The following is a 21,168-nucleotide window of genomic DNA, read 5'->3' as shown; positions in this document are numbered from 1 at the left end:
CGCCCCGGTTCACTCCACGAACAGCCCCCGCGCCACCGCCCCCGTGTCGAACTCCTCCAGGCGGGCCTGGGCGTCCGGGAGGGCGTCGCACATGGCTTCCAGGAGCACCCGGCCCAGGAGCATCGGCGCACAGGCGGTGTCGAAGGCGAGGCCGGTGCCGACGGCGGCCGGGATGAGCAGGTCGCTGTGGCGGGCCACCGGCGCGAACGCGGAGTCGGCCACCGAGACCACGGTGAGCCCCCGGCCGCGTGCGTAGGAGAGGGCGTCCACGACCTCGCGCGGGTGGCGGGGCAGCGCGAAGCAGATCAGCGCACTCGCCCCGGCCCGCCGGGCCGCGTCGATCCGGTCGTGCAGCATGCTGCCGCCCTCGTCGAGCACCCGGACGTCCGGGTGCACCTTCGCCGCGAAGTAGCCGAACCCCCGCGCCTGCGAGGACGCCGCGCGCAGCCCGAGCACCGGCAGCGGGCGGGAGGCGGCGAGCAGCCGGCCGGCCCTCTCGACGGGGCCCGGGTCGGCGAGGAGTCCGGCGAGGTGGCGCAGGTTCTCGATCTCCCCGAGTACCGCCTGCTGGTACTCGTTGTACGTCTCCTCCCCCTCACCCGCCTCCGCACCGGCCGGGGCGACCTCGCGCAGGTGCTTGCGCAGCGCGGGGTAGCCGTCGAAGCCGAGGGCGACGGCGAACCGGGTGACGGAGGGCTGGCTGACCCCGGCCAGTTCGGCCAGCTCGACGCTGGAGAGGAACGGGGCGTCACCGGCCCTGCGCACCATCGAGTGTGCGATGCGCCGCTGCGTGGGCGTGAGCCGGCGCCCCTCGAACAGCTCCTGCAACCGCGCGGCCGGGCTGCTCCCGCTCATCCTGTCCCCTCGGTAGGTCCGCCGCGCCGAGGCCCGGCGCCGACGAATCCATTCAGCCAGCAAGGGGTCTGCATGTCCATATGCAGCCGGGCGCCGTGGGGCGTGCCGCCCGCCGAACAGGGGGGCCAGCCCCACTGACCCGGAGGCCTCCGCTTCGTACTGTGGGGCCCATGGACGCACCCGACACCGAGCTCGGCAAGGAGCTCAAGGCGACTCTGCAGGCCCGCGGCGAGCTGGGGGCCGACTACGACTCCGCGCTCGTCGAGTCGTTCCTGGAGAAGGTGGAGCAGCGGCTCGACGCCACGCTCGACCGCAGGGTCCGGCGGCATCTCGCCGAGGAACGGACCACCGTCGCCCGGGGCGCGCGGCCGCCGTCGCAGCCACAGGGGAACTTCGGCGAGCGGTACGGCTTCGGGGTCGTCTCGCTGGTGCTGGCCGTCCCGCTGTCCGCGATCGGCGCCGCGCAGGCGGGCCTCGGCGGGCTCGTCGTGGCCTGGGTCGGGATCGTCGGCGTCAACGCCTTCCAGGCCGGCCACGGCCGGCGGTTGTTCCGGGGCCGCGAGGAGCGGCGGCCGGCGTCCGACTGGGAGGACTGAGAGGCTGGGTAGGACTGGGAGGCCGGGTCACGCCTGACGGGTCGGCAGGACGACCAGCTGGCGCAGGTTGATGTGACGGGCGCGGCTGGTGGTGTACGCGATGAGGTCGGCGATCTCGTCGGAGGAGAGCCCGCCCAGCGCCTCGAACATGCCGTCCAGCTGCCCGCTCAGCTCCGCGTTGTCGACGTGGCCGGCCAGCTCCGAGTCGGTGAGGCCGGGCTCGATGTTGGTGACGCGGACGTCGCGCGGGCCGAGTTCGGTGCGCAGCGAGGCCGACAGGTGGGTGAGCGCGGCCTTCGTGGCGCCGTAGACGGCGTAGTGGGGGAACGTGATGTGCGCGCCGATCGAGGAGATGTTGACCAGGTCGGCGGTGCGGCCCCCGGCCGCGGCCGCCACCAGGTCCGCGGTGAAGGCCCGGATGATCCGCAGGGCCCCCGCCACATTGGTGTCGAGCATCCGCTGCCACTCGTCGGCGCGCCCCGCGTCCAGGGGGTTCGGCAGCATCACCCCGGCCGCGTTGACCACCAGGTCCACCGGGCCGAACTCCGCGTGCACCCGGTCGGCCGCCGCGTCCACGGACGCCTGGTCGGTGACGTCGGCGGCGACGGCCAGCGCCTGACCGCCGTCCGCGGTGATCTTCGCGGCCAGCTCGTCCAGCCGCTCCGCGCGGCGGGCCAGCAGCGCCACCCGTACGCCCTGCGCGGCGAGCAGCCGGGCGGTCGCCGCGCCCATGCCGCTGGCGGCTCCGGTGATGACGGCGGTGCGGCCTGCGAGCGTCTCGTACGACATGGGTGCTCCCCGATCCGTGTCCGGCCGGGGCGTCTCCCCGGCCGGACACCACGGTGCTCCGGTCCGCGCCGCCCACCCAGGGATGCGTTGTTCCCGGGTCCGCCAGTACCAGGCTGGGCGGGCGCCGGTCTCCTACGATCGGGCCATGGACGGTGAACTCGGAGACTTCCTGCGCTCACGGCGTGCCCGCATCCGCCCGGAGGACGTGGGGCTCGACTCGTACGGCCGCAGGCGGGTTCCGGGCCTGCGGCGCGAGGAGGTGGCGCAGCTCGCCGGGGTGAGCGTCGACTACTACATCCGGCTGGAGCAGGGGCGCGGCCCCCGCGTCTCGGACGCCGTGCTCGACGCGATAGCCCGGGTGCTCCGGCTCGACGCGACGGAGCACGTGTATCTGCGGACGGTGGCACGCCCCAAGGCGCGGACGGCTCCCACCCCCGAGGCCCGGCGGGTGCGGCCGGGGCTGCGGCTGCTGCTCGACATGTTCGAACGCGCGCCCTCCTTCGTGCTGGGGCGGCGGATGGACGTGCTGGCGTGGAACGCGCTGGGGGACGCGCTCGCCGGCTTCTCCCGGATGCCGGCCGCCGAGCGCAACATGCCGCGCCAGACGTTCCTGGCCCCGGAGGCGCGGGACCTGTACCCGGACTGGCCGGCCGTGGCGGCGGAGACGGTCGCGCATCTGCGACTGGACGCGGGGCTGCACCCGGACGACAAGGAACTCGCCGCGCTGGTCGGTGAGTTGTCGCTGAAGAGCGAGGACTTCCGCCGACTGTGGGCGGACCACCTGGTGAAGGCGAAGACGTACGGTGTGAAGCGGATGCACCATCCGGTGGTGGGCGCGCTGGCCCTTCCGTACGAGACGCTGGCGGTGCCCGGCGAGCCGGAACTCTCGCTGGTCGTGTACACCCCGGAGCCGGGTTCGGAGACCGCCGAGCGCATCGCCCTGCTGGCGAGCTGGGCGGCGGCCGAGGGGCCGGGGGAGCCGGAGGACGCGCGGGGCCTGCGCGCGTAGAAGGGTATGTCGCGGGGACCGCCGCACCCCCGGTTTCCCAGGGGGCGGGACGACGGCGGTCCCCGCGAAGGACGCGGCCCGGGTCAGGGCCGGGTGGCGCGTCCGGGCGACGGTGGAGGTCCGGGAGCCGCTCCGTAGTCCGTTGTCGCCGTTCGGGTGCCGGCGGGTTTCCCTGCCGACACCCACCAATGTGCCGGAGTCGTGTTAAGCCGGTGCTGCGGCCACGTGACGCACACGTACCGTTTTCGCGAAACGCGCGTCCACGTGCCCGTTTCCCCGGCTTTGCGCCTTTACGGCTTCGCTGCCGCCGGGGCGTCCTTGGCCAGATAGGCCAGCAGGTCCTGGCGGCTGACGACGCCCTTCGGCCTGCCCTCCACGAGCACGATCGCCGCGTCGGCGGCGCCGGTGCCGCCGAGTACCGCCATCAGGTCCTCGACCGGCTCGCCGGAGCCGACCTGCGGCAGCGGCGGCGACATGTGCTTCTCCAGCGGGTCGGTGAGGGAGGCGCGCTGGGCGAACAGCGCGTTCAGCAGTTCGCGCTCGACGACCGAGCCGATGACCTCGGCGGCCATCACGTCCGGGTGCCCCGCGCCCGGCTTCACGATCGGCATCTGCGAGACGCCGTACTCGCGCAGCACCTCGATCGCCTCGCCGACCGTCTCCTCCGGGTGCATGTGGACGAGGGTGGGGATGGGCCCCTCCTTGTGGTCCAGGACGTCCGCGACCCTGGCCGAGGGACCGGTGTCCTCCAGGAAGCCGTAGTCGGCCATCCACTCGTCGTTGAAGATCTTCGAGAGGTAGCCGCGCCCGCTGTCCGGGAGGAGGACGACGACCACGTCGTCGGGCCCGAGCCGCTTCGCGACCTCCAGGGCGCCCACGACCGCCATGCCGCAGGAGCCGCCGACGAGGAGGCCCTCCTCCTTGGCGAGCCGGCGGGTCATCTGGAAGGAGTCCTTGTCGGACACGGCGACGATCTCGTCGGTGACCTCGCGGTCGTACGCCGACGGCCAGAAGTCCTCGCCGACGCCCTCGACGAGGTACGGGCGGCCGGAGCCGCCGGAGTAGACCGAGCCCTCGGGGTCGGCGCCGACGACCTTGACCCTGCCGCCGCTGGCCTCCTTCAGATAGCGGCCGGTGCCGCTGATCGTGCCGCCGGTGCCGACGCCCGCCACGAAGTGGGTGATCCTCCCCTCCGTCTGCTCCCACAGCTCGGGACCGGTGGTCTCGTAGTGGGAACGCGGGTTGTTCGGGTTGGAGTACTGGTCGGGCTTCCAGGCCCCCGGCGTCTCACGGACCAGCCGGTCGGAGACGTTGTAGTACGAGTCGGGGTGCTCGGGGTCGACCGCCGTGGGGCAGACGACGACCTCGGCACCGTAGGCGCGCAGTACGTTGATCTTGTCCGTGGACACCTTGTCCGGGCAGACGAAGACGCACTTGTACCCCTTCTGCTGCGCGACGATCGCCAGGCCCACGCCCGTGTTGCCGCTCGTCGGCTCGACGATCGTGCCGCCGGGCTTCAGCTCGCCGCTCTGCTCGGCCGCCTCGATCATGCGCAGGGCGATGCGGTCCTTGACCGAACCGCCGGGGTTGAAGTACTCGACCTTGGCCAGAACCGTCGCCTGGATGCCGGCCGTGACACTGCGCAGCTTCACCAGCGGGGTATTGCCTACGAGACTGATCATCGAATCGTGGAATTGCACCGTGTACTCCGGGTCTCCGAGATGGTGCGGCAAGCGTATGCGCACGGGCACCGGATCGGTGGTGCGATTGAACGACGGCCGGTAGCGGGCAGGTAGCTCTGTGTACGGCTCTCCAGCGGTACGGGCGACGAGAGGTGGACCGGACTGTGTCGACGGCGAGGGTGGCACGGCGGATCGCGGCGGGCGCGGCCTACGGCGGCGGCAGCATCGGGCTGCTGGGCGCCGCGGCGGTGGGTGTCCTGCTGGCGGAGGTCCAGCTGGCGAAGCGGCAGGTGGGCGGCGGCGTCGCCCCGGTCCCGCCGAGCGCGGACGGGCGGTACGGGGTGGCGTTCACGGGCCCGGCGGAGCCGTTGCGCCTCGGGCTGCTCGGGGACTCCACCGCGGCCGGGCAGGGGGTGCGGCGGGCCGGGCAGACCCCGGGGGCGCTGCTGGCGTCGGGGCTCGCGGCGGTGTCGGAGCGGCCGGTGGACCTGCGCAACGTCGCGCTGCCCGGGGCGCGGTCGGACGATCTGGAGCGGCAGGTCTCGCTGCTGCTCGCGGACCCGGCCCGGACGCCGGACGTGTGCGTGATCATGATCGGCGCGAACGACGTGACGCACCGGATGCCGGCCACCCAGTCGGTGCGCTGTCTGACGACGGCGGTGCGCAGGCTGCGGACGGCCGGGGCGGAGGTCGTCGTCGGGACCTGTCCGGACCTGGGCACGATCGAACCGGTCTACCAGCCGCTGCGCTGGCTGGCCCGGCGGGTGAGCCGGCAGCTGGCGGCGGCGCAGACGATCGGCGCGGTGGAGCAGGGCGGGCGGACGGTCTCGCTGGGCGATCTGCTGGGCCCGGAGTTCGAGGCGAACCCGAGGGAGCTGTTCGGCCCGGACAACTACCACCCGTCGGCCGAGGGCTACGCGACCGCGTCCATGGCGGTGCTGCCGACGCTGTGCGCGGTGCTGGGCCTGTGGCCGGAGACGGACCGCCTGGACGGCGCCCGGCGCGAGGACATGCTGCCGGTGGCCAAGGCGGCCTCCCAGGCGGCCAAGGAGGCCGGTACGGAGGTCACGGGTGCGCGGGCGCCCTGGGCCCTGCTCAAGCACCGCAGGCGGCGCCGCCTGCCCGCGGCCACGGAGCCGCACCCGCATCCGCATCCGGAGCCCGGGGGCTCGTCCCGGATGGAGCACCGGCCCGGCACGGGCGCCGACGGCTCGCAGGCGCGGGGGGCCGCCGGCCGGGCGGGCGTCCGGAGGAATGAGCCCACTGACTGAGCGGTTGCTTAGAAAAGAGGCCCGCATCACATGCCGCGTCGGGTGACCCGGGCGCTACGTGCGGGTAATTTCCAGAGCAGTCGAGCCAGACAGCCTTCCAGCCCTCATGGAGCCGCGTGATGCCCGAAGCCGTGATCGTCTCTGCCGCCCGTTCGCCCATCGGCCGGGCCTTCAAGGGGTCGCTGAAGGACCTGCGCGCGGACGACCTGACCGCCACGATCATCCGGACCGCACTGGCCAAGGTCCCCGAGCTGGACCCCAGGGACATCGACGACCTGATGCTCGGCTGCGGCCTGCCCGGCGGCGAGCAGGGCAACAACCTGGGCCGCATCATCGCCGTGCAGATGGGAATGGACCACCTTCCCGGCTGCACGGTCACCCGCTACTGCTCGTCCTCGCTGCAGACCAGCCGCATGGCCCTGCACGCCATCAAGGCCGGCGAGGGCGACGTCTTCATCTCGGCCGGTGTCGAGATGGTGTCCCGCTTCTCCAAGGGCAACTCCGACAGCCTGCCGGACACGCACAACCCGCTCTTCGCCGAGGCGGAGGCCCGCACCGCGGCCCGCGCCGAGGAGTCCGGCGCGAGCTGGCACGACCCGCGCGAGGACGGCCTGGTCCCGGACGCGTACATCTCGATGGGCCAGACAGCGGAGAACCTGGCCCGGCTCAAGGGCGTCACCCGCCAGGAGATGGACGAGTTCGGCGTACGGTCGCAGAACCTCGCCGAGGAGGCCCTGAAGAACGGCTTCTGGGAGCGCGAGATCACCCCGGTGACCACGCCGGACGGCACCGTCGTGGCCAAGGACGACGGTCCGCGCGCGGGCGTCACGCTGGAGGGCGTGCAGGGCCTGAAGCCGGTCTTCCGTCCGGACGGCCTGGTCACGGCGGGCAACTGCTGCCCGCTCAACGACGGAGCCGCCGCGCTCGTGATCATGTCCGACACCAAGGCGCGCGAACTCGGCCTGACCCCGCTGGCCCGGATCGTCTCCACCGGCGTCTCGGGCCTCTCCCCCGAGATCATGGGCTACGGCCCCGTCGAGGCGAGCAAGCAGGCCCTCGAGCGGGCCGGGCTGACCGTCGGCGACATCGACCTGGCCGAGATCAATGAGGCGTTCGCCGCCCAGGTCATCCCCTCCTACCGCGACCTCGGCCTGCCGCTGGAGAAGGTCAACGTCAACGGCGGCGCCATCGCCGTCGGCCACCCCTTCGGCATGACCGGCGCGCGGATCACCGGCACGCTGATCAACAGCCTCCAGTTCCACGACAAGCAGTTCGGGCTGGAGACCATGTGCGTCGGCGGCGGCCAGGGCATGGCCATGGTCATCGAGCGTCTGAGCTGATCAGGACGGGTTCCGGGCCCGCGAAGACCTCCGAGCCCCGACCGTGACCGAATCTCCCCCAGGATGTGATCTATCTCCTGGGGGAGATTCGTTTCCGCAGGTCACACCGGAAACAGGGGGAAACCCCGGGCCCAAAGACCTGTCCAATTCGTGACGTAATGCACTGACACAGCGTCCCGCTCGGGCCCAAGCTGATGTAGGAAGTCGGGGGATCGACTGAAACCGGGAGTACGTCAGTGAGCGCCATGCCTTTTGCCCTGTTGCTGACCACCGCCGCCACCACGGCCGTGGGTGCCGCTGCCCTGCACGCCGCTCACGGGCTGCGCAGGCAGGTGTCGGCTCTCCGGAAGGAGATGGCCGACAGTCGCGCCCGTACTGCCGCCGTACCCCCTCAGACGCGTCACGACACCACCTCCGCCGAAGAAATCCGCGCGGCGGTCGCCGAGGCGCTGGCCGAGGAGCGGGAGCGGGAGCTGGCCGAGGCCCGCGCGTTCTGGGCCTCGCAGGAGGCGCGGGACGCCGCCGACGCCCCGTCGCTGCTGGGCGGACTGGCCGGCCTGGGCGAGGACGCCCCGTTCTTCATGCCGCGCCCGAGCGACTTCGCCGGCCTGGAAGCGATGGACCTCGACGCGACGGAGGCTTTGGACGAGCTGGCCGGGCTGAGCGAGCTGACGGAGGCCGCGGAGTTCCCCGAGGACTCCCCCGAGCTGGCCGCGGCCCGCCGTCGCCACCCCTCGCACCCCGACTTCGTGCCGGTCCAGACGCCTGTCGTCACCGACCACGAGCGCACGGTGAACCGCCTGGAGGAGCTGGCGGACAGCCGTACGGAGCTCTCCGACGTGCGCCCCGGCCCGCTCGGCACGCTCGACGTGTACGTGTTCGCCGACGGCACGACGCTCTGCATGACCCCCGGCCACCGCGAGACGGCCGAGCGGCTGGCCGACTCCCTGCGGGCCGGCGAGCACCCGGTGCTGCTGGGCGGCTCCGGCGTCTCGGGCGCGTACGCGCTGACGTTCTCGTGCGGCAAGGAGAACGTGTACATACTCGCCGACCGCGTCATAGCGAGCTTCTGAGCACGCACCCCCGCGGTCCCCGGCTCCACCGGAAGCGGCTCTCGCCGGCCGCCGCTCCCACGTCCCGCGGAGCCTACTGCCCGAAGGCCCGCGCGGCCGCTTCCCCGACGTATCGCACGGCCTCGTCCAGCTCCGCGGACGGGGCCGTTTCCAGTGCCACGGCCAGGTCCCGCCCGGCGACGGCGAGCTGGTCGCCGACCGCGAACATCCCGGCGTCCGGCATGACCCTGGGCTCCCGGCCGGGCTCCTCGGCCCGCTGGGCGCGCGCCGACAGCTCGCGCGCGGCGGCAAGGCCCTCGGCCGCCGCTCCCCGCTGCAGCCTGCTCTGCGGGGCGGCGCGCAGCCGGTCGGCGAATCGGTCCACGGCGATGATCAGGGCAGTCGTATCGAGCACCCCGCGACCCTATCCCGCACACGAAGAAGCGGCCCGCGGCCTCCGGAGGGGAGGCCGCGGGCCGCTTCGGGTCCGCAGGGGCCGGTCAGTCGTCGCCGCTGAGGATGGAGAGCAGGCGCAGCATCTCCAGGTAGATCCAGACCAGGGTCATGGTCAGGCCGAAGGCGGCCAGCCAGGACTCCTCCCGCGGAGCGCCGTACGCGATGCCGTCCTCGACCTGCTTGAAGTCGAGGGCCAGGAAGCAGGCGCCGAGGATGATGCCGATGACACCGAAGAGGATGCCGAGGCCACCGCTGCGGAAGCCGAGGCCGTCACCGCCGCCGAAGGCGGCGAAGAGCAGGTTGACCACCATCAGGAGCAGGAAGCCCACGGCTGCGGCCATCACGAAGCCGTAGAACCGGCGGGTGACGCGGATCCAGCGCATCTTGTACGCCAGCAGCACACCGGCGAAGACACACATGGTGCCCATCACCGCCTGCATCACGACGCCCGGCCCGATGTACGTGCTGACCGCGCTGGAGATGACGCCGAGGAACACGCCCTCGAAGGCGGCGTACGCGAGGATCAGCGCGGGTACGGGCTTGCGCTTGAAGGACTGGACGAGCGACAGCACGAACGCGATGAGCGCGGCGCCGATGGCGATGCCGTACGACTTGTTGAGGTGCGCCTCGTCGACCGGCAGCAGCGCCCAGGCGAGCACGGCACCGAGCACGACCGTGCCCAGGGTCATCGCCGTGCGGGTGACGACGTCGTCGATCGTCATCGCGCCGGTGCGGGCCGGCGCCTGCGGGCCGCCGTAGGGGGCGCCCGTGGGGGCGTAGGGATTCGTCGCGTACGGGTTCGGGGCGGTGCCCTGCGCGTACGGGTTGGCACCCGCTGCGGGGGCCCCGGCCTGCGGCGCCGCGTTGAAGCCCGCGTAACCGTTGTCGCGGCTGAAGCCCCGTCGCGAGAAGACCGGGTTGCTGCTCCTCATCTCACTCCTCCATGGCCACCCAGCGTGGCCTTCCTACAAGAGTAATGGGTAGGCAAAGCAATCGCCCTAGTGCCGAAGGAGGATCTTTCCGCCGGCACGGGCCCTGCGCGGCCACCCTGGTGGGGCGGGCGCCTCCCCCGCCGCACGCTCATCCGGCGAACCGGCCGGCCGCCTCCCGGGCCGCGCTCTCCACCTGTGCCCGGTGCCCGCGCCACCATGCCTCGTCCCCGGGCGCCATGTCCTCGCTCCCCCGCCGCAGCCCGGCGGTCCCGTCGATCAGCTCGCGGACGACATCGGCGTGGCCGGCGTGGCGCTGGGTCTCGGCGACGAGATGGACGAGGACGCGGTGGAGCGACAGCGCGGGACCGTCGCCGCCGTCCTCCCCGGGCAGCCGCCCCACGGCGTCCAGCCCGAACGCCTCGACGGTCGCGTCGGAGTGCGCCCACACCCGCCGGTAGCGCCCGGTGATCTCCTCACGGGTCTCGTCGGGCGTGGCCCACAGGTCGGCGTTGGGCTCGGCGTCCCCGGTGATCCACAGCCCCGGTGCGCGGACGGGCCGCCCGAAGACGGTCCCGAGGTAGAACGCCTCGGCCCCGGTCACATGCTTGACGAGCCCGAGCAGATTGGTGCCGGTGGGGGTGAGGGGCGGCGGATGTCGTACTCGGACAGCCCGTCGAGCTTCCAGAGAAAAGAGAAAGGCGTCGCGGGCGTCCTGGAGGTAGAGCCTCAGGTCGTGCTTGTGCTGATCGGTAGCAGACATACGCCCAACATGCCGGTGGAGCGGCCCACGCCCCACCCCTTTTCCGTCCCCGGCCACCTGCCGCCCCGGACTGCGTCCGCCGGGGCCCGTCGGCCTGGTGGGGTCCGCCGGGACCACGGCCCGGGACGGCCGCTTCGGGGCCGGCCGTGCCCGTCAGGACTTCGAACGCGATGGTGCCCGGAACCGGACTCGAACCGGTATCGGTAACCCCTCTGACCAGGCACAATGCGTTGACCTCGAACAATCGGCCCGCATCTCCCCGTTTCTTCCCGGATCTCCCCGCATCCGGGCCCGGTTGTGTTCCCACGGGAACACGGCTGGGAACACGCCCAGGAACGACGTAGGGCCCGGCAGTGAACTGCCGGGCCCTACCTGCGGAACCGTCTAGCTGCGGAGCATGGACGGGGCCTGCACGCACCCACGCCCCGGAGGGCGAGGGAACTTGTCAGAATGTTCAGGCTAATGTCCGAAACGTGTCGACCATTTAACCTGCGGCGGTCCTCCATGACTAGGCCGATTCAACAACTAGTTGAACGCCACCCGAAAGGAGTACGCAGACCCTTGGCCCGCTCAGGCCCTGTCAGATGGTCACGGTCCATCCGCCTCGCGAGAGAACGACCGTCCTGTCCGGGGCTACGGAGGCATGGGACCCGTAGACGGGCAGGCCGCCCGACCGATTCTCGTGGTCACACCTCCTAGGCCAGCGATCGCTCGGCCACGGCATCGAGGCGCTCTTGAAAGACCTTCGCTGCGTCCGGGGTGAGCGTGAGGAGGGCGACCATGCTGGTCAGCATCACGTCGCACAGCTCGTGCTGGACGTCCTCCCACGTGTGACTGTGGCCCTTGCGCGGGTTGGCGTTGTCGGCGCCCATCGCCGCCTGGGCGACCTCCCCCACCTCCTCCGAGAGCTTGAGGATGCGCAGGAGCCGGGCCTTGTCCGGCGTCGCGTTGTCCTTCGCGTCCAGCCACTCCACGAGTCGCTGGACCGTTGACCAAGCTTCTTCGCCGACACCGGTGTTGACGGTCATGCTGGGGTTGCTCCTTGCGTAGATGCGGGTGCTGAATTGAGGTGGTTCGAGACGCTACCGAGGCCGAACGCGGCCGACGCGATCTGCTCGGCAATCACTGTCGGTGATGCGGCGCCGGTATCGAGAACAAGGACCGGCACCCCCATGGCGCGCAGCAGCTCAGCGGCTCTGTCGTACAGAGCTACCTCCCTGGCCGGGAAGCTCGCGTCACGGTTGAAGCGGTGAGTCGCGCCGCGCTCGGCGATGCGGGCGGCAATAGCGCGCGGGTCCGCGGTGAGGATCACCGCGAGGTCCGGTAGGCGCAGGCCGGCGTTGAGGTCGAGAAGGTAACGCTGCGGCACCCCGTCGAGGGCCTGGACGACCAGCGTGGAAGCTATGTACCGATCGCAGACGACGGTGTCACCGGCGGTGAGGCGCGGCACGATCTCTCGCGCGAGGTGGTGGTGGCGGTCAGCGACGACCAGGCACGCCAGGGCGGCACCGTCGTAGTCGTCGGCGTTCGCTCGGATGAACTGCCCGAGCGGTGAGCCGGACGGCTCCTTCGTGGAGTGGACCTGCTCGCCGTGGGCCGCCAAAAGCCGGGCGACGGCGCCCGCTGTCGTGGACTTCCCGACGCCGCCCGGTCCGTCAAGGGTGATGAAGCGGCCGGGCCGCGTGCCCGTCACGAGGCCACCGCCGCTGTGCGGGCGTGCTGCTCGCGGGCGATCCGCGCGAGAGCAGCACGCAGCTCCGGGAGCGGCGTGCCGGCGAACTGGATACCGACACTGAACGCGAACTCGTCGCGCTGCCGCATCGCCTCGTCCGCCCCTTCGTCGGTCAGGTCGACGTCGGCGTACGCGGTCATCGCGACCGGGTCGTGCCCGTCCGTGACGAGCTTGTCCCAGACAGGCGACCCGGGATACGGGCGGAACTCGAACGCGCTCGCGCGGAAGCTCCCAGGCAACCGGTCGGCCAGTTCCCACAGCCGGTTCACGTGATCGAGGGTCGCCGCCAAGTCCTCCGGCTCCTCGCCGGGGTAGCCGAGGATGAAGTACCCCTTCACGTTCACGCCGCGCCGCATCAGCCGCTCAGCGACCCGGAGCGTCATGCCCGCGGTGATCCGCTTGTCCATCTCCGCCAGGACGCGGTCGGAGCCGGACTCGATACCGAGCGCGACCTCGCGCATCCCCGAACGGGCGAGGATGTCGAGCATCGCGTCGCTCTCGCGGTCGAGGACGTTGATCCGCCCCGTGGCATCCCACACCCACCGCTCTCCGACCCTGTCCGCGGTGAAGGCGTCCATCATCGGGTGGATGATCCGGCGCGCCCCGAGGAACAGGTCGTCAACGAACCGAAACGCGCTCACGCCCTGGCCGTCCGCCAACTGGTGCATCTCGGTGAGGATGTTCTCGGGGGTGCGGGTACGGATCGTCAGGTCCGGGTTCTTACTGACGGCGGCACCGCAGAACCAGCAGTCGTAGGGGCAACCGCGCGCCCCGACCATGTTCGCCTCCCGGCGGCCGTCGCCGGCGAGGTACGGGTCTTGCGGCAGGAACGCGCGGTCGAGCATCGGAAGGCCGTTGATGTCCGGGCTCAGCCAGTGCCCGACGCGGGCCGGGTCGTGCTCGATGCCCTCTGCGGTCGTGCCGAGGAGCCGGTCGCGCCACATCACACCGGGTAGCTCCGCGCGGCGGGCCGGGTCGTCCAGGAGTGCGGCCACCCGAGTCTCACCCTCGCCGACGACGAGAGCGGTCAGACGGCTCATGCGCGGGTCGACGAGCACCGATTCGGGAGCGGCCTTCGCGTGGTGGCCACCGACGATCAGCCGTATGTCCTCGTTCAGCCCTGCGGCGATCCTGGCCGACAGCTCGTAGGTAGGTGCCAGCAGGTTCAGCCCGCACCAGCGCGGCCCGGCGGCATTCGCCAGCTGGATGGTCTCCTCGACGCCCAGGCCGTGCGCCTCGGCATCGAGTAACCCCACGTTGTGGCCGGCCAGTTTCGCGTACGTAGCGATGTACCCCATACCGATGACCGGCAGGGTGTAGTCCGTCAAGCGGGGCCTCAGCGAGTAGTCCCGCAGCGGCGCGTTGATCAGCAGCAAGTCGAGGGGCCGGCCGGCGGCGGCGCCGACGATGCGGTCAGGGATGGCGGATAACGGCTGGTCGGGCATGAATCCCCCACGCGAGTGTGTAGGTGGTCAGGGCGTGAAGTTGCGGCCGATCTGGCGCCCACCGGGACCAGGCGGCTTCGAACTCCCGCGGCTTCTCAGGCAGCGCTGCGGTGGGGGCGGCCTTTGCCGCCCACGTGCGTACCGCCAAGTCGCCGTGCGGGTAGACGGAGTAGTCCCCCGTGAAGTCAGCCGCCGCGCACGCAGCGGTCCACGGGCCGATGCCCGGCACCTCCTGGAGGGCCTTCACCAGGTCGTCGGGCGAGAGCTGAATCCACGCATCGCCGTTCTCCAGGTACGCCGCCGCAGCAGCCGGCAGTGCCTTGCGGTGCAGCGCTGCGCCGATCTCGGTGAACTGCTCCGCGGCCAACGCAAGGACCCTCTCCGGGTCCGGCACGGTGTGCAGCACCCCGGCCGGGGTATCCCAGGCCGCGCCATACGCCGTGATCCACCGCTGATACAGGGCGCGGGCCTGCGCGGCGCGAATGATCTTGCGCAGCAGGCCGCTGGTGATCGCCTCCCACAGCGTGGGCGACGGCAACCGGTGCACGGTCCCGAGGCCGGCCAGGGCTGCCGTCAGAGGGCGCGGAGCGTTCGGTGGCAGGCTCACCGGCTCTGTCTCGATCGCGGCCACGGTCTCGTTGACGGCCGGGCCGCCGAGCTTCGACGGAACCAGCCGGGTGCCGTCCCAGGCCACGAACCAGGCGTCAGCACCGACAGCAAGGAGGCGGCAGCTCGTACCGTCTGCTCGTACCGTCCAGGCCGGGTGATCCGTCAGCAAGGTGGCGGTGGTCATCGTGGTGCCTTCCGTAGCGCGTCTGTGTATGCCCGGCCGGGGGCCCGGCCGGGCATACACGGCAGTCTGCTCGGTTTCCGGCAAGCAGCGGGTCCTGACGGTGATAGCCGAAGGTCAGATCGCGTCCGCGACCTTGCACAGCACCGCGGTGCTCGCCGGGATGTCGTGGTTGAGCCAGACGGCGCGGTGCGGCAGTTCGGCAAGTCGTGCCGCGACCTCGGCGCGGGCGCTCTCCCGGCCGCCGCCGTCCACGCCCTGCGCCTGCCCGAAGATGTCCGGGTAGCGGTCCTCGGTCGCCCCCGACATGAAATCGGCCTCGCCCAGCGTCCGGGTGCCGTCGGTAATGTCCGGCGCCGCGTCGGCGTCGATCTGGGGGAAAAGGAGGCCGGCCGCCCGGCCACCGGTGGCGAGCGGGACATCGAACAGGTCCGGGAACTGGTCCGGGAACACCTGGACCTTCCGCTCCCGCCGCGCGTTCTCCCACAGCGGCGTGTGGTCGCCGGCGAGCAACGCCTCGGTCACCGAGTCGTGCTGAGTCGGGTGGAAGCTGCCGCCCGACCGCAGGTGCTCGCGCGCCTTGCCGTCCCAGCCGAGCGAGTGGAGCAGGCCCAGGCCGAGCGCTGCGGCGGACGGCCAGGGCACGACCTCGATGTCCCGCTCGCCGGTCGGCCGCACCAGCACCCGGTCGTTGGCGAGGAGCTGCCAGCCGGCCGAGGCGAGCAGCAGCGCCGTGGTCGTCTTCCCGGCCCCCTTGTCACCGAAGGTCAGCAGGGTCGCGCCGTCGTCCGGCCGTACGACCGCGGAGGAGTGGAGCACCGCCCACCCGTCACGCAGGAGCTGACCACGGATCGCCTCCCGAGCCAGGCGCGCAGCGGCCAGGGCGAGAGGCTGCGCGTGCGTACCAGCGAGGACCAGACGGCCGGAGGACGGCGTGCTGCGGTACGCGATCCCCTCTTCCGGCGACGTCGCAACGATGTCCTCGCCATCGCGCGCCACCAGCAGCGGGTGCTTGGCATAGTCCACTTCCTCGGTGGACCGGCCGTCGTGGACCAGACGAGTGATCTCCTCGTAGCCGTCCGCGTTGACGTCCGCGAGCACAGCGGCCCCGGCGCACACGGATGCCGCATCCACCGACGTGGCATTCCACCACGGGCCGAAGTACCTCAAGGACCAGTCCGTGACCACCGTGCTGTTGCTGAGCACGGTGACGGCCGCCGCGGCGGCCTCGAGTCGGGTAGCGCTGATCATGTGCCGATCCTTTCGAGGAGGGGTAGTTGGGCATAGGCGTCGCGGAGGCTGCTGGCAGCCGAGTCCAGACGCAGACGCTCGGCGCGGGTGAGGGGAGGCAGGCACGGTACGGCCTTGCCGCCCGCGAAGTGGACCGGGATTCCGAGGAAGACGTCCCCGTACGGGACGGACAGCTCCTCGACGCCGTCGACCAGGCCGAGGGCCTTGCGGAGCGTGGAGAGCACCGCGCCGGCGGGCCCGCAGCGAGTACGGCCGATGCCGTCCCGGATCAGCGCCGGGCGCTGCTGGAGGTCGGCCACGACGGTGCGCACGGGGACGGCGATCGGGCGGCTGCCGACGGTGGTCGTGGACGCGCATACGACGGCGCGGTCACCGTGCTCGCCGATGACGTGGCCGCGCACCAGCTCCGGGGAGACCTGGGCGTAGCGGGCGAGCAGGAGCCGGTAGCGGGCCGAGTCGAGGTTCGAGCCGATCCCGAAGACCCGGGAGCAGCCCGAGACCTCGCCGAACCGGCGGGCCATCAGGTCGACCGGGTTCGTCACGACGAGGACGGTGCCGCCGTACCCGCGCAGCTCCCGCGCCAGCGCGCCGAGCGCGGGCGCGTTCGCCGCCGCGCCGCCGCGCCGGATGTCCCGCTGGGCCGTGTTCGTGAAGTCGGTCCGCAGGGCGATCACGACCGCGTCGCAGCCGTGGAGGTCGGCGACCTCACCGGCCTCGACCAGGGAGCGTGACTGGGCGGTCTGTGCGAGGTCTTGAAGGTCGGTGCATAAGCCCTGCACCTGGCTGGGCTGCCGGGACACGACGAGGAGCCGTTCGGGCAGGCCGGCGGTCACCAGGCTCGTAGCGACGGTCTGCCCGACGGCGCCCGCCCCGACGATCCCCACCACCGGGCCGCTCACCGCGCGCTCCTCGCGGTGTGCTCCACCTCGGAGAAAACCGCGTCCAGGAGCCGGGGGCCGGTCATCGACCCGACGAGGAGGGCGCTCGCCCGGTCGACGACGCCCGCGACCGTGCGGGCCTGGGCGACGAGGGCCTGCTGATGGGGTGCCAGGGGGAGTCCCGGGGGCGCACTGAGGCAGGTACTCAGGATGCTCACGGTGTCCATGAGCCACAGGACCAGGACCTCCCGCAGCCGCCGGGAGTGCTCGTGCTCGGGCAGCGTCGCCACGTACCGGTCGATCGTGTAGGCGGCCCCCTGCACGATCTGCCAACCTGCGGCCGGCTCCTGGTGGCTGAGGGCGAGGAGGAGCGTGCGGCCGACGAGCTTTGCGATGTCCGGCTCGGGACCAGCCGCCCACTGCACGGCCGGGTCAATGAGTGTGAGGCGAGAACCGACGGCGAAGACGTGCTCCGGCTTGAGGTCGCCGAACACGGCCGTGTCACGCCGCGTTGACAGGCCGTCGACCATCTTGAGGAGCCGCCGCACCGTGCTCTGCAACAGGGCGGTGGCCTCCAGTCGCTCGAACTCCGGCAAACCGCTGTCCGCGCCGAGCGACCGCAGATAATCCGAGCTGCCCAAGCTCCCGAACTTCCGACGGAACACGCCGACAACGGACCGCTCGGTGATCGGCGCCGCGTCCTGCAGGGCCTCGGCCCCAACCGGACCGTGGAGGCCCCGCAGCTCGACGAGAACCTGGTCCAACAGCGCTGCCGTGTCCCAAGGGCGAACCGACAGTTCGTCGGCCAGCGATGTGCCGGGCACAACCCGCGTGAGAAGAAAGCCATCGCACAGGCCCGCTGTCTTGCACACCCGGGGCCGTCCAAGGCGGCGCAGGAAGCGGAGATTCTGCGCCTCCCGGGCAGTCAGCAGGTCCGCGCTCGCCACATAGGCCCGCTGCGCCTCCAGCACGCTCTCCCACGGTCCGGCAGCACCCCGCAGGAGCGAGACCAAGGACATGCCCAGCCAGGAGTACTTGGCGATCAGAACCTCGCCGTCGACCATGACCCGGCAGACGTACGACGTGACGCTTGGGCACTGCGGCCCGAGGACGAGTTCCTTCTCCGGCCACCGCTTCGTGACCGCCTGGTTGATGATCTCCTGAGTGGCGGCTCGCAGGGCGGCCACGTCTAACGTTCCGTGCTCCGTGGTGATGGTCACTGGCGTCTCCTTGTGGGATCGCGCTTCCTCTGGTGGTGGTAGGGGATGTGCCGCGGGGTGGGCGGCCAAACCGGGTGGGAGACCGGGGCTCGGCTGCTTACCACCCGGCTGCGATGACGATCATGACGAGGGCTCCCAGGAAGACGCCGACTTGGCAGAGGCGTAGTACGAGGGACTTTCGGGCAGAGCGCGGCGGCTGGCTCACTCGCCCTCCGGTAGGGAGGCGGCCGGCTTCCGCGACGAGGCGCTGCTGTGACGGGGATGCCTGTTGAGCAGGACGCGACAGTCCGCAGCGCGGGAGTGGTCGCCGACCCTACGGGCACTCGCTTCTTCCTCACGCAGACGGGCGCAACGGGCGCACGTGGCCATGATTGATTCCCTTCATCCGCTCTGTGTGATTCCGATGACGAGCGAGACGGCCACCCCGAACAGGACCGCGATGTACAGGACCTGAAGGGTGCGCTCACTCACCGAAGTCCCCGTCGCTGGCGTCCAGATCGGCCCAGACCTGCTTGCCCCAGCGCTTCGGATCGACCCCCCACCGGCCGTGGCTCAGCGCCTCCACGATCTCCAGGCCGCGCCCGCCCTCGTCGTTCACGCCTGGCGTCCTGGGCCGCGGGTGCTCCCGCGACAGGTCCACCACGGCCACCCGGACGCGGGCTTCACCGAGCCGGGTCACGGTGACCCGGACCGAGTCGCGTCGCGCGTGTACGACCGCGTTGGTCACCAGCTCGCTGAGGACCATCTCGGCCGCATCACGCACGCCGTCCATGCCCCAGACATTCAGCGCCAGGCGCAGCAGTCGGCGGGCGTCGGACGCCGATTCCGGACGCCGTGGCAGCGTCTCGGTGTACGCGGGCAGTACGCCCGTGCCGGTCTCGACCATGGCGATCGAACCAATCCTGGAAGGACGTCTATCGGCCGGGGAGAACAACGTGCCCGTACCGCTGAGCGTCGGGGTGGTCATCAGCTGCCCCCACTGGCGCGGACGGTGCGGGCGTGCCCGGCGAGCGCCACCAGAGCGACGTCGCGCACCAGGCACAGAGCTCCTGGGCCGTCCATCGACGTGACCCAGTACGTCCGGCCACCGCCCTGCCGCGCTTGTCCTGGCACCGGCACGGTCACCAGCCCTCCAGAGCCTGCGCACACGGTGCCGGGCATGGCCGGCCAGACCCTGGCGGCGCTGGGCGGGACGAGAGCGCGGTACCGCCGGCTCACGGAGTCGTAGAACACCGGGCCGACCACGCTTTCGCGAAGGAAGGCGGCGACGGCCTCGCGAACCGCCGTCCCGGCCGCAGCGTGGATCAGGAGCTCGGGCAAGCCCACCGTCGTGAAGAGGGCACCGCAGCGCAGGACCGCGCTCCTGGTCGTCCTCCACTGGTCGAGCGCGGCGTCCTTGTCCGCAGCCGACAGCAGCAGCCACTCGGCGACAGCGAGGTCTCGGTCCGCCCGAGTGTGCACGAGGGCACCGCCCACCCGAACTGGGTCCCTGGCCATACTCGTGGTCACCTCGACGCTCCTCGAATCAGGGGGCAAAGCGTGTTCGTCCACTCACGTTCAGCGAGGGCGCCTAAGAGCCTTGCAATTGCACGGGGGACGGCTCTACCCCCAAACCCACCTCGGATCGTGGTGCGAAGTTGACGTAAATCCTCTACTTGCCCTCGGACCTTCCCCGGATCCGCTAAACACCGTCTGGATGGGGGAACTTGAAGAAGTAGCCGGTCTACCGTCGAGACCGTGACGTGCCAGCGGATGGAAGGAGACGCATGCTGTTCTTCCGGCAAGTCCTCGAAGACAGGGGCCTACGAAGCCCAGAGGACTTCCTTCCGCAGTACCGGGCCGCTGCCGCGCGGCTCGGCTTAGAGAACGCAGACCCGGCCCCGAAGACCGTCGAGGGATGGATCTACGAGGGGCGGAAGCCTCAGAGAGCCTTCCGTCCCGTTGTGGTCGAGATGCTGGGCTACAGCATCGAAAACCTCTGGTCCGAAGTCCCCGAGGGCGCCGGCCAATCACCGCGTTTCGTTCCTCTTACCGCCGCGTCACCAACTGCACCTCATGCCCCTGGTGGCATGGACTTGACCGAGATGAAAAGGACGGGCGCGATGGCAGTGCAACGGGCAAAGGCGTTCCTGCTGGACAAGGACCGCGAGCGTGTGGGCGACGACACGCTCGGGCTGCTCGACGACGAGGTGTCGCGTCTAGTCTCCGCGTACCCGCGTGAGCCTCTCTCGGAGATTTGGGATGACCTGCTGGAAACCCAGGACCAGGTCTTCCGCCTCCTGGACGGCGGCCGGGTCCGACCGTCCCAACTGCGCGACCTGAACTTCAAGGCGGCGGTGCTGTCGTTCCTGGTCGCCAAGGGCTTCAACGACATGGAGTCCCCGCACGACGCGCGCACCATGACCCGCGTCGCGGCCTCGTGTGCCAAGGAGGCCGAGCACCCTGGCCTGGTCGCCCTCACCGACGGCCTCAAGTCCTTGATCGCTTACTGGGCGGACAAGCCGCACGACGCCTACCACTACGCGAGCCAGGGGGTCGAAGCCACGGCCGACCAGCGCGGAACGGTGGGCCTGTGGCTGCTCGGCCTCCAGGCTCGTGCCGCCGCCGCTCTAGGCAACGGAGAGGCCGTACGCACCGCAAACCGGCAGGCGACCGACCGGCGGGAGCGCGTAGTCCACGACGACCTCGACCAGCTCGGCGGCCTGTTCACCTACGCCCCGGAGAAGCAGCTCTACTACGCGGTCGAATCGGAGGTCCTGCTCGGCAACGGCGATGCGAGGGTCATCGCCCAGGCGGAGCAGGCCGTGCAGGGCTTCAGCGACCCCTCATCGCCGACCTGGGCCTTCGGCGATCTCGCAGGAGCACAGTGCGACCTCGCCCTGGCCCGACTCTTCGGCGGAGATGTAGAAGGGGCAGTCGAGGCCATCCGCCCGGTCCTGGACCTCCCGGTCTCTCACCGGAACAACGGGATCATCGTGTCCGCGCAGCGCGTCCGCCAAGCACTGGGGGGCAACCCCGCACGCACCGCCGTGGCCGCCCAGGACCTTCTTGCGGAGATCGAAGCCTTCCCCGTGAGCCGGCGCACTCTGCCCCGGGGATAGGGTCCGAGC

The 21,168-nt window shown here is 71.3% G+C and carries 21 protein-coding genes; 6 read left to right on the top strand and 15 right to left on the bottom strand.

Translation table 11 applies throughout. The features are described from left to right. Window positions 1-9: 9 nt before the first annotated feature. On the bottom strand, window positions 10-855 hold the full coding sequence (locus tag ABZ564_RS15140; protein ID WP_360855394.1) for a MurR/RpiR family transcriptional regulator: 846 nt from the start codon (window positions 853-855) through the stop codon (window positions 10-12). A gap of 170 nt (window positions 856-1,025) precedes the next feature. Between ABZ564_RS15140 and ABZ564_RS15135 the strand changes: the two genes are divergently transcribed. Then, window positions 1,026-1,451 carry a hypothetical protein gene (locus ABZ564_RS15135; RefSeq protein WP_360855391.1) on the top strand — a complete coding sequence of 142 codons (426 nt, stop codon included), beginning with the start codon at window positions 1,026-1,028 and terminating at the stop codon, window positions 1,449-1,451. Between the two features lie 27 nt (window positions 1,452-1,478). Here the strand turns inward: ABZ564_RS15135 and ABZ564_RS15130 are convergent, their stop codons facing one another. Continuing rightward, window positions 1,479-2,240: an SDR family oxidoreductase gene (locus tag ABZ564_RS15130; protein WP_360855388.1), complete on the bottom strand. Its 762-nt coding sequence runs from the start codon at window positions 2,238-2,240 to the stop codon at window positions 1,479-1,481. A 145-nt stretch (window positions 2,241-2,385) separates the two neighbouring features. On the opposite strand from ABZ564_RS15130, the gene ABZ564_RS15125 reads away from it, so the two are divergent. Beyond that, on the top strand, window positions 2,386-3,249 hold the full coding sequence (locus ABZ564_RS15125) for a helix-turn-helix transcriptional regulator (RefSeq protein ID WP_360855385.1): 864 nt from the start codon (window positions 2,386-2,388) through the stop codon (window positions 3,247-3,249). A 290-nt stretch (window positions 3,250-3,539) separates the two neighbouring features. Here ABZ564_RS15125 and ABZ564_RS15120 read toward each other — a convergent pair whose 3' ends face one another. Then, window positions 3,540-4,949, bottom strand: a complete 1,410-nt coding sequence (locus ABZ564_RS15120; protein WP_360855382.1) for a cystathionine beta-synthase — start codon at window positions 4,947-4,949, stop codon at window positions 3,540-3,542. A gap of 161 nt (window positions 4,950-5,110) precedes the next feature. Between ABZ564_RS15120 and ABZ564_RS15115 the strand changes: the two genes are divergently transcribed. The 3 genes from ABZ564_RS15115 (at window position 5,111) to ABZ564_RS15105 (ending at window position 8,615) form a co-directional block, all read left to right on the top strand. Next, the gene (locus ABZ564_RS15115) at window positions 5,111-6,202 is read left to right on the top strand and encodes an SGNH/GDSL hydrolase family protein (RefSeq protein ID WP_360855529.1); all 1,092 of its coding nucleotides are present in this window, start codon (window positions 5,111-5,113) and stop codon (window positions 6,200-6,202) included. A gap of 119 nt (window positions 6,203-6,321) precedes the next feature. Then, entirely contained in the window at window positions 6,322-7,542 is a 1,221-nt protein-coding gene (locus ABZ564_RS15110; protein WP_360855380.1) for an acetyl-CoA C-acetyltransferase, read from the top strand. Window positions 7,543-7,787: 245 nt separating this feature from the next. Then, window positions 7,788-8,615 carry a hypothetical protein gene (locus ABZ564_RS15105; RefSeq protein ID WP_360855377.1) on the top strand — a complete coding sequence of 276 codons (828 nt, stop codon included), beginning with the start codon at window positions 7,788-7,790 and terminating at the stop codon, window positions 8,613-8,615. Between the two features lie 73 nt (window positions 8,616-8,688). Here ABZ564_RS15105 and ABZ564_RS15100 read toward each other — a convergent pair whose 3' ends face one another. The 12 genes from ABZ564_RS15100 to ABZ564_RS15045 form a co-directional block, all read right to left on the bottom strand. Further along, window positions 8,689-9,009 (bottom strand): hypothetical protein, encoded by a 321-nt coding sequence (locus ABZ564_RS15100; protein ID WP_360855375.1) that lies wholly within the window; start codon window positions 9,007-9,009, stop codon window positions 8,689-8,691. Window positions 9,010-9,094: 85 nt separating this feature from the next. Further along, window positions 9,095-9,982, bottom strand: coding sequence for a Bax inhibitor-1/YccA family protein (locus ABZ564_RS15095; protein WP_360855372.1), 888 nt, complete (start codon window positions 9,980-9,982; stop codon window positions 9,095-9,097). 148 nt (window positions 9,983-10,130) lie between these two features. Further along, window positions 10,131-10,742 carry a DinB family protein gene (locus tag ABZ564_RS15090; RefSeq protein WP_360855369.1) on the bottom strand — a complete coding sequence of 204 codons (612 nt, stop codon included), beginning with the start codon at window positions 10,740-10,742 and terminating at the stop codon, window positions 10,131-10,133. Between the two features lie 695 nt (window positions 10,743-11,437). Next, the gene (locus ABZ564_RS15085) at window positions 11,438-11,770 is read right to left on the bottom strand and encodes a MazG-like family protein (RefSeq protein WP_360855367.1); all 333 of its coding nucleotides are present in this window, start codon (window positions 11,768-11,770) and stop codon (window positions 11,438-11,440) included. Further along, complete coding sequence (tmk, locus tag ABZ564_RS15080) at window positions 11,767-12,435, bottom strand: dTMP kinase (protein ID WP_360855364.1); 669 nt, start codon at window positions 12,433-12,435, stop codon at window positions 11,767-11,769. Before tmk ends, ABZ564_RS15085 begins: the two co-directional genes overlap by 4 nt. Then, window positions 12,432-13,919, bottom strand: coding sequence for a radical SAM protein (locus tag ABZ564_RS15075; protein ID WP_360855361.1), 1,488 nt, complete (start codon window positions 13,917-13,919; stop codon window positions 12,432-12,434). The genes tmk and ABZ564_RS15075 overlap by 4 nt, the downstream gene beginning before the upstream one ends. Then, window positions 13,888-14,712 carry a hypothetical protein gene (locus ABZ564_RS15070; protein ID WP_360855358.1) on the bottom strand — a complete coding sequence of 275 codons (825 nt, stop codon included), beginning with the start codon at window positions 14,710-14,712 and terminating at the stop codon, window positions 13,888-13,890. Before ABZ564_RS15070 ends, ABZ564_RS15075 begins: the two co-directional genes overlap by 32 nt. Before the next feature lie 114 nt (window positions 14,713-14,826). Beyond that, window positions 14,827-15,960: a hypothetical protein gene (locus ABZ564_RS15065; RefSeq protein WP_360855355.1), complete on the bottom strand. Its 1,134-nt coding sequence runs from the start codon at window positions 15,958-15,960 to the stop codon at window positions 14,827-14,829. Next, complete coding sequence (locus ABZ564_RS15060; protein WP_360855352.1) at window positions 15,957-16,859, bottom strand: NAD(P)-binding domain-containing protein; 903 nt, start codon at window positions 16,857-16,859, stop codon at window positions 15,957-15,959. Before ABZ564_RS15060 ends, ABZ564_RS15065 begins: the two co-directional genes overlap by 4 nt. Next, window positions 16,856-18,058, bottom strand: coding sequence for a hypothetical protein (locus ABZ564_RS15055; protein ID WP_360855350.1), 1,203 nt, complete (start codon window positions 18,056-18,058; stop codon window positions 16,856-16,858). The genes ABZ564_RS15060 and ABZ564_RS15055 overlap by 4 nt, the downstream gene beginning before the upstream one ends. 463 nt (window positions 18,059-18,521) lie before the next feature. Further along, the gene (locus ABZ564_RS15050) at window positions 18,522-18,944 is read right to left on the bottom strand and encodes an ATP-binding protein (RefSeq protein ID WP_360855347.1); all 423 of its coding nucleotides are present in this window, start codon (window positions 18,942-18,944) and stop codon (window positions 18,522-18,524) included. Between the two features lie 80 nt (window positions 18,945-19,024). After that, complete coding sequence (locus tag ABZ564_RS15045) at window positions 19,025-19,567, bottom strand: hypothetical protein (protein WP_360855344.1); 543 nt, start codon at window positions 19,565-19,567, stop codon at window positions 19,025-19,027. Window positions 19,568-20,160: 593 nt separating this feature from the next. On the opposite strand from ABZ564_RS15045, the gene ABZ564_RS15040 reads away from it, so the two are divergent. Next, entirely contained in the window at window positions 20,161-21,159 is a 999-nt protein-coding gene (locus ABZ564_RS15040) for a hypothetical protein (protein WP_360855341.1), read from the top strand. Window positions 21,160-21,168: the final 9 nt, after the last annotated feature.

The organism is Streptomyces sp. NPDC019224, from assembly GCF_040632605.1.
Taxonomy (GTDB): domain Bacteria; phylum Actinomycetota; class Actinomycetes; order Streptomycetales; family Streptomycetaceae; genus Streptomyces.
This window is presented reverse-complemented; position numbering and strand designations above follow the sequence as displayed.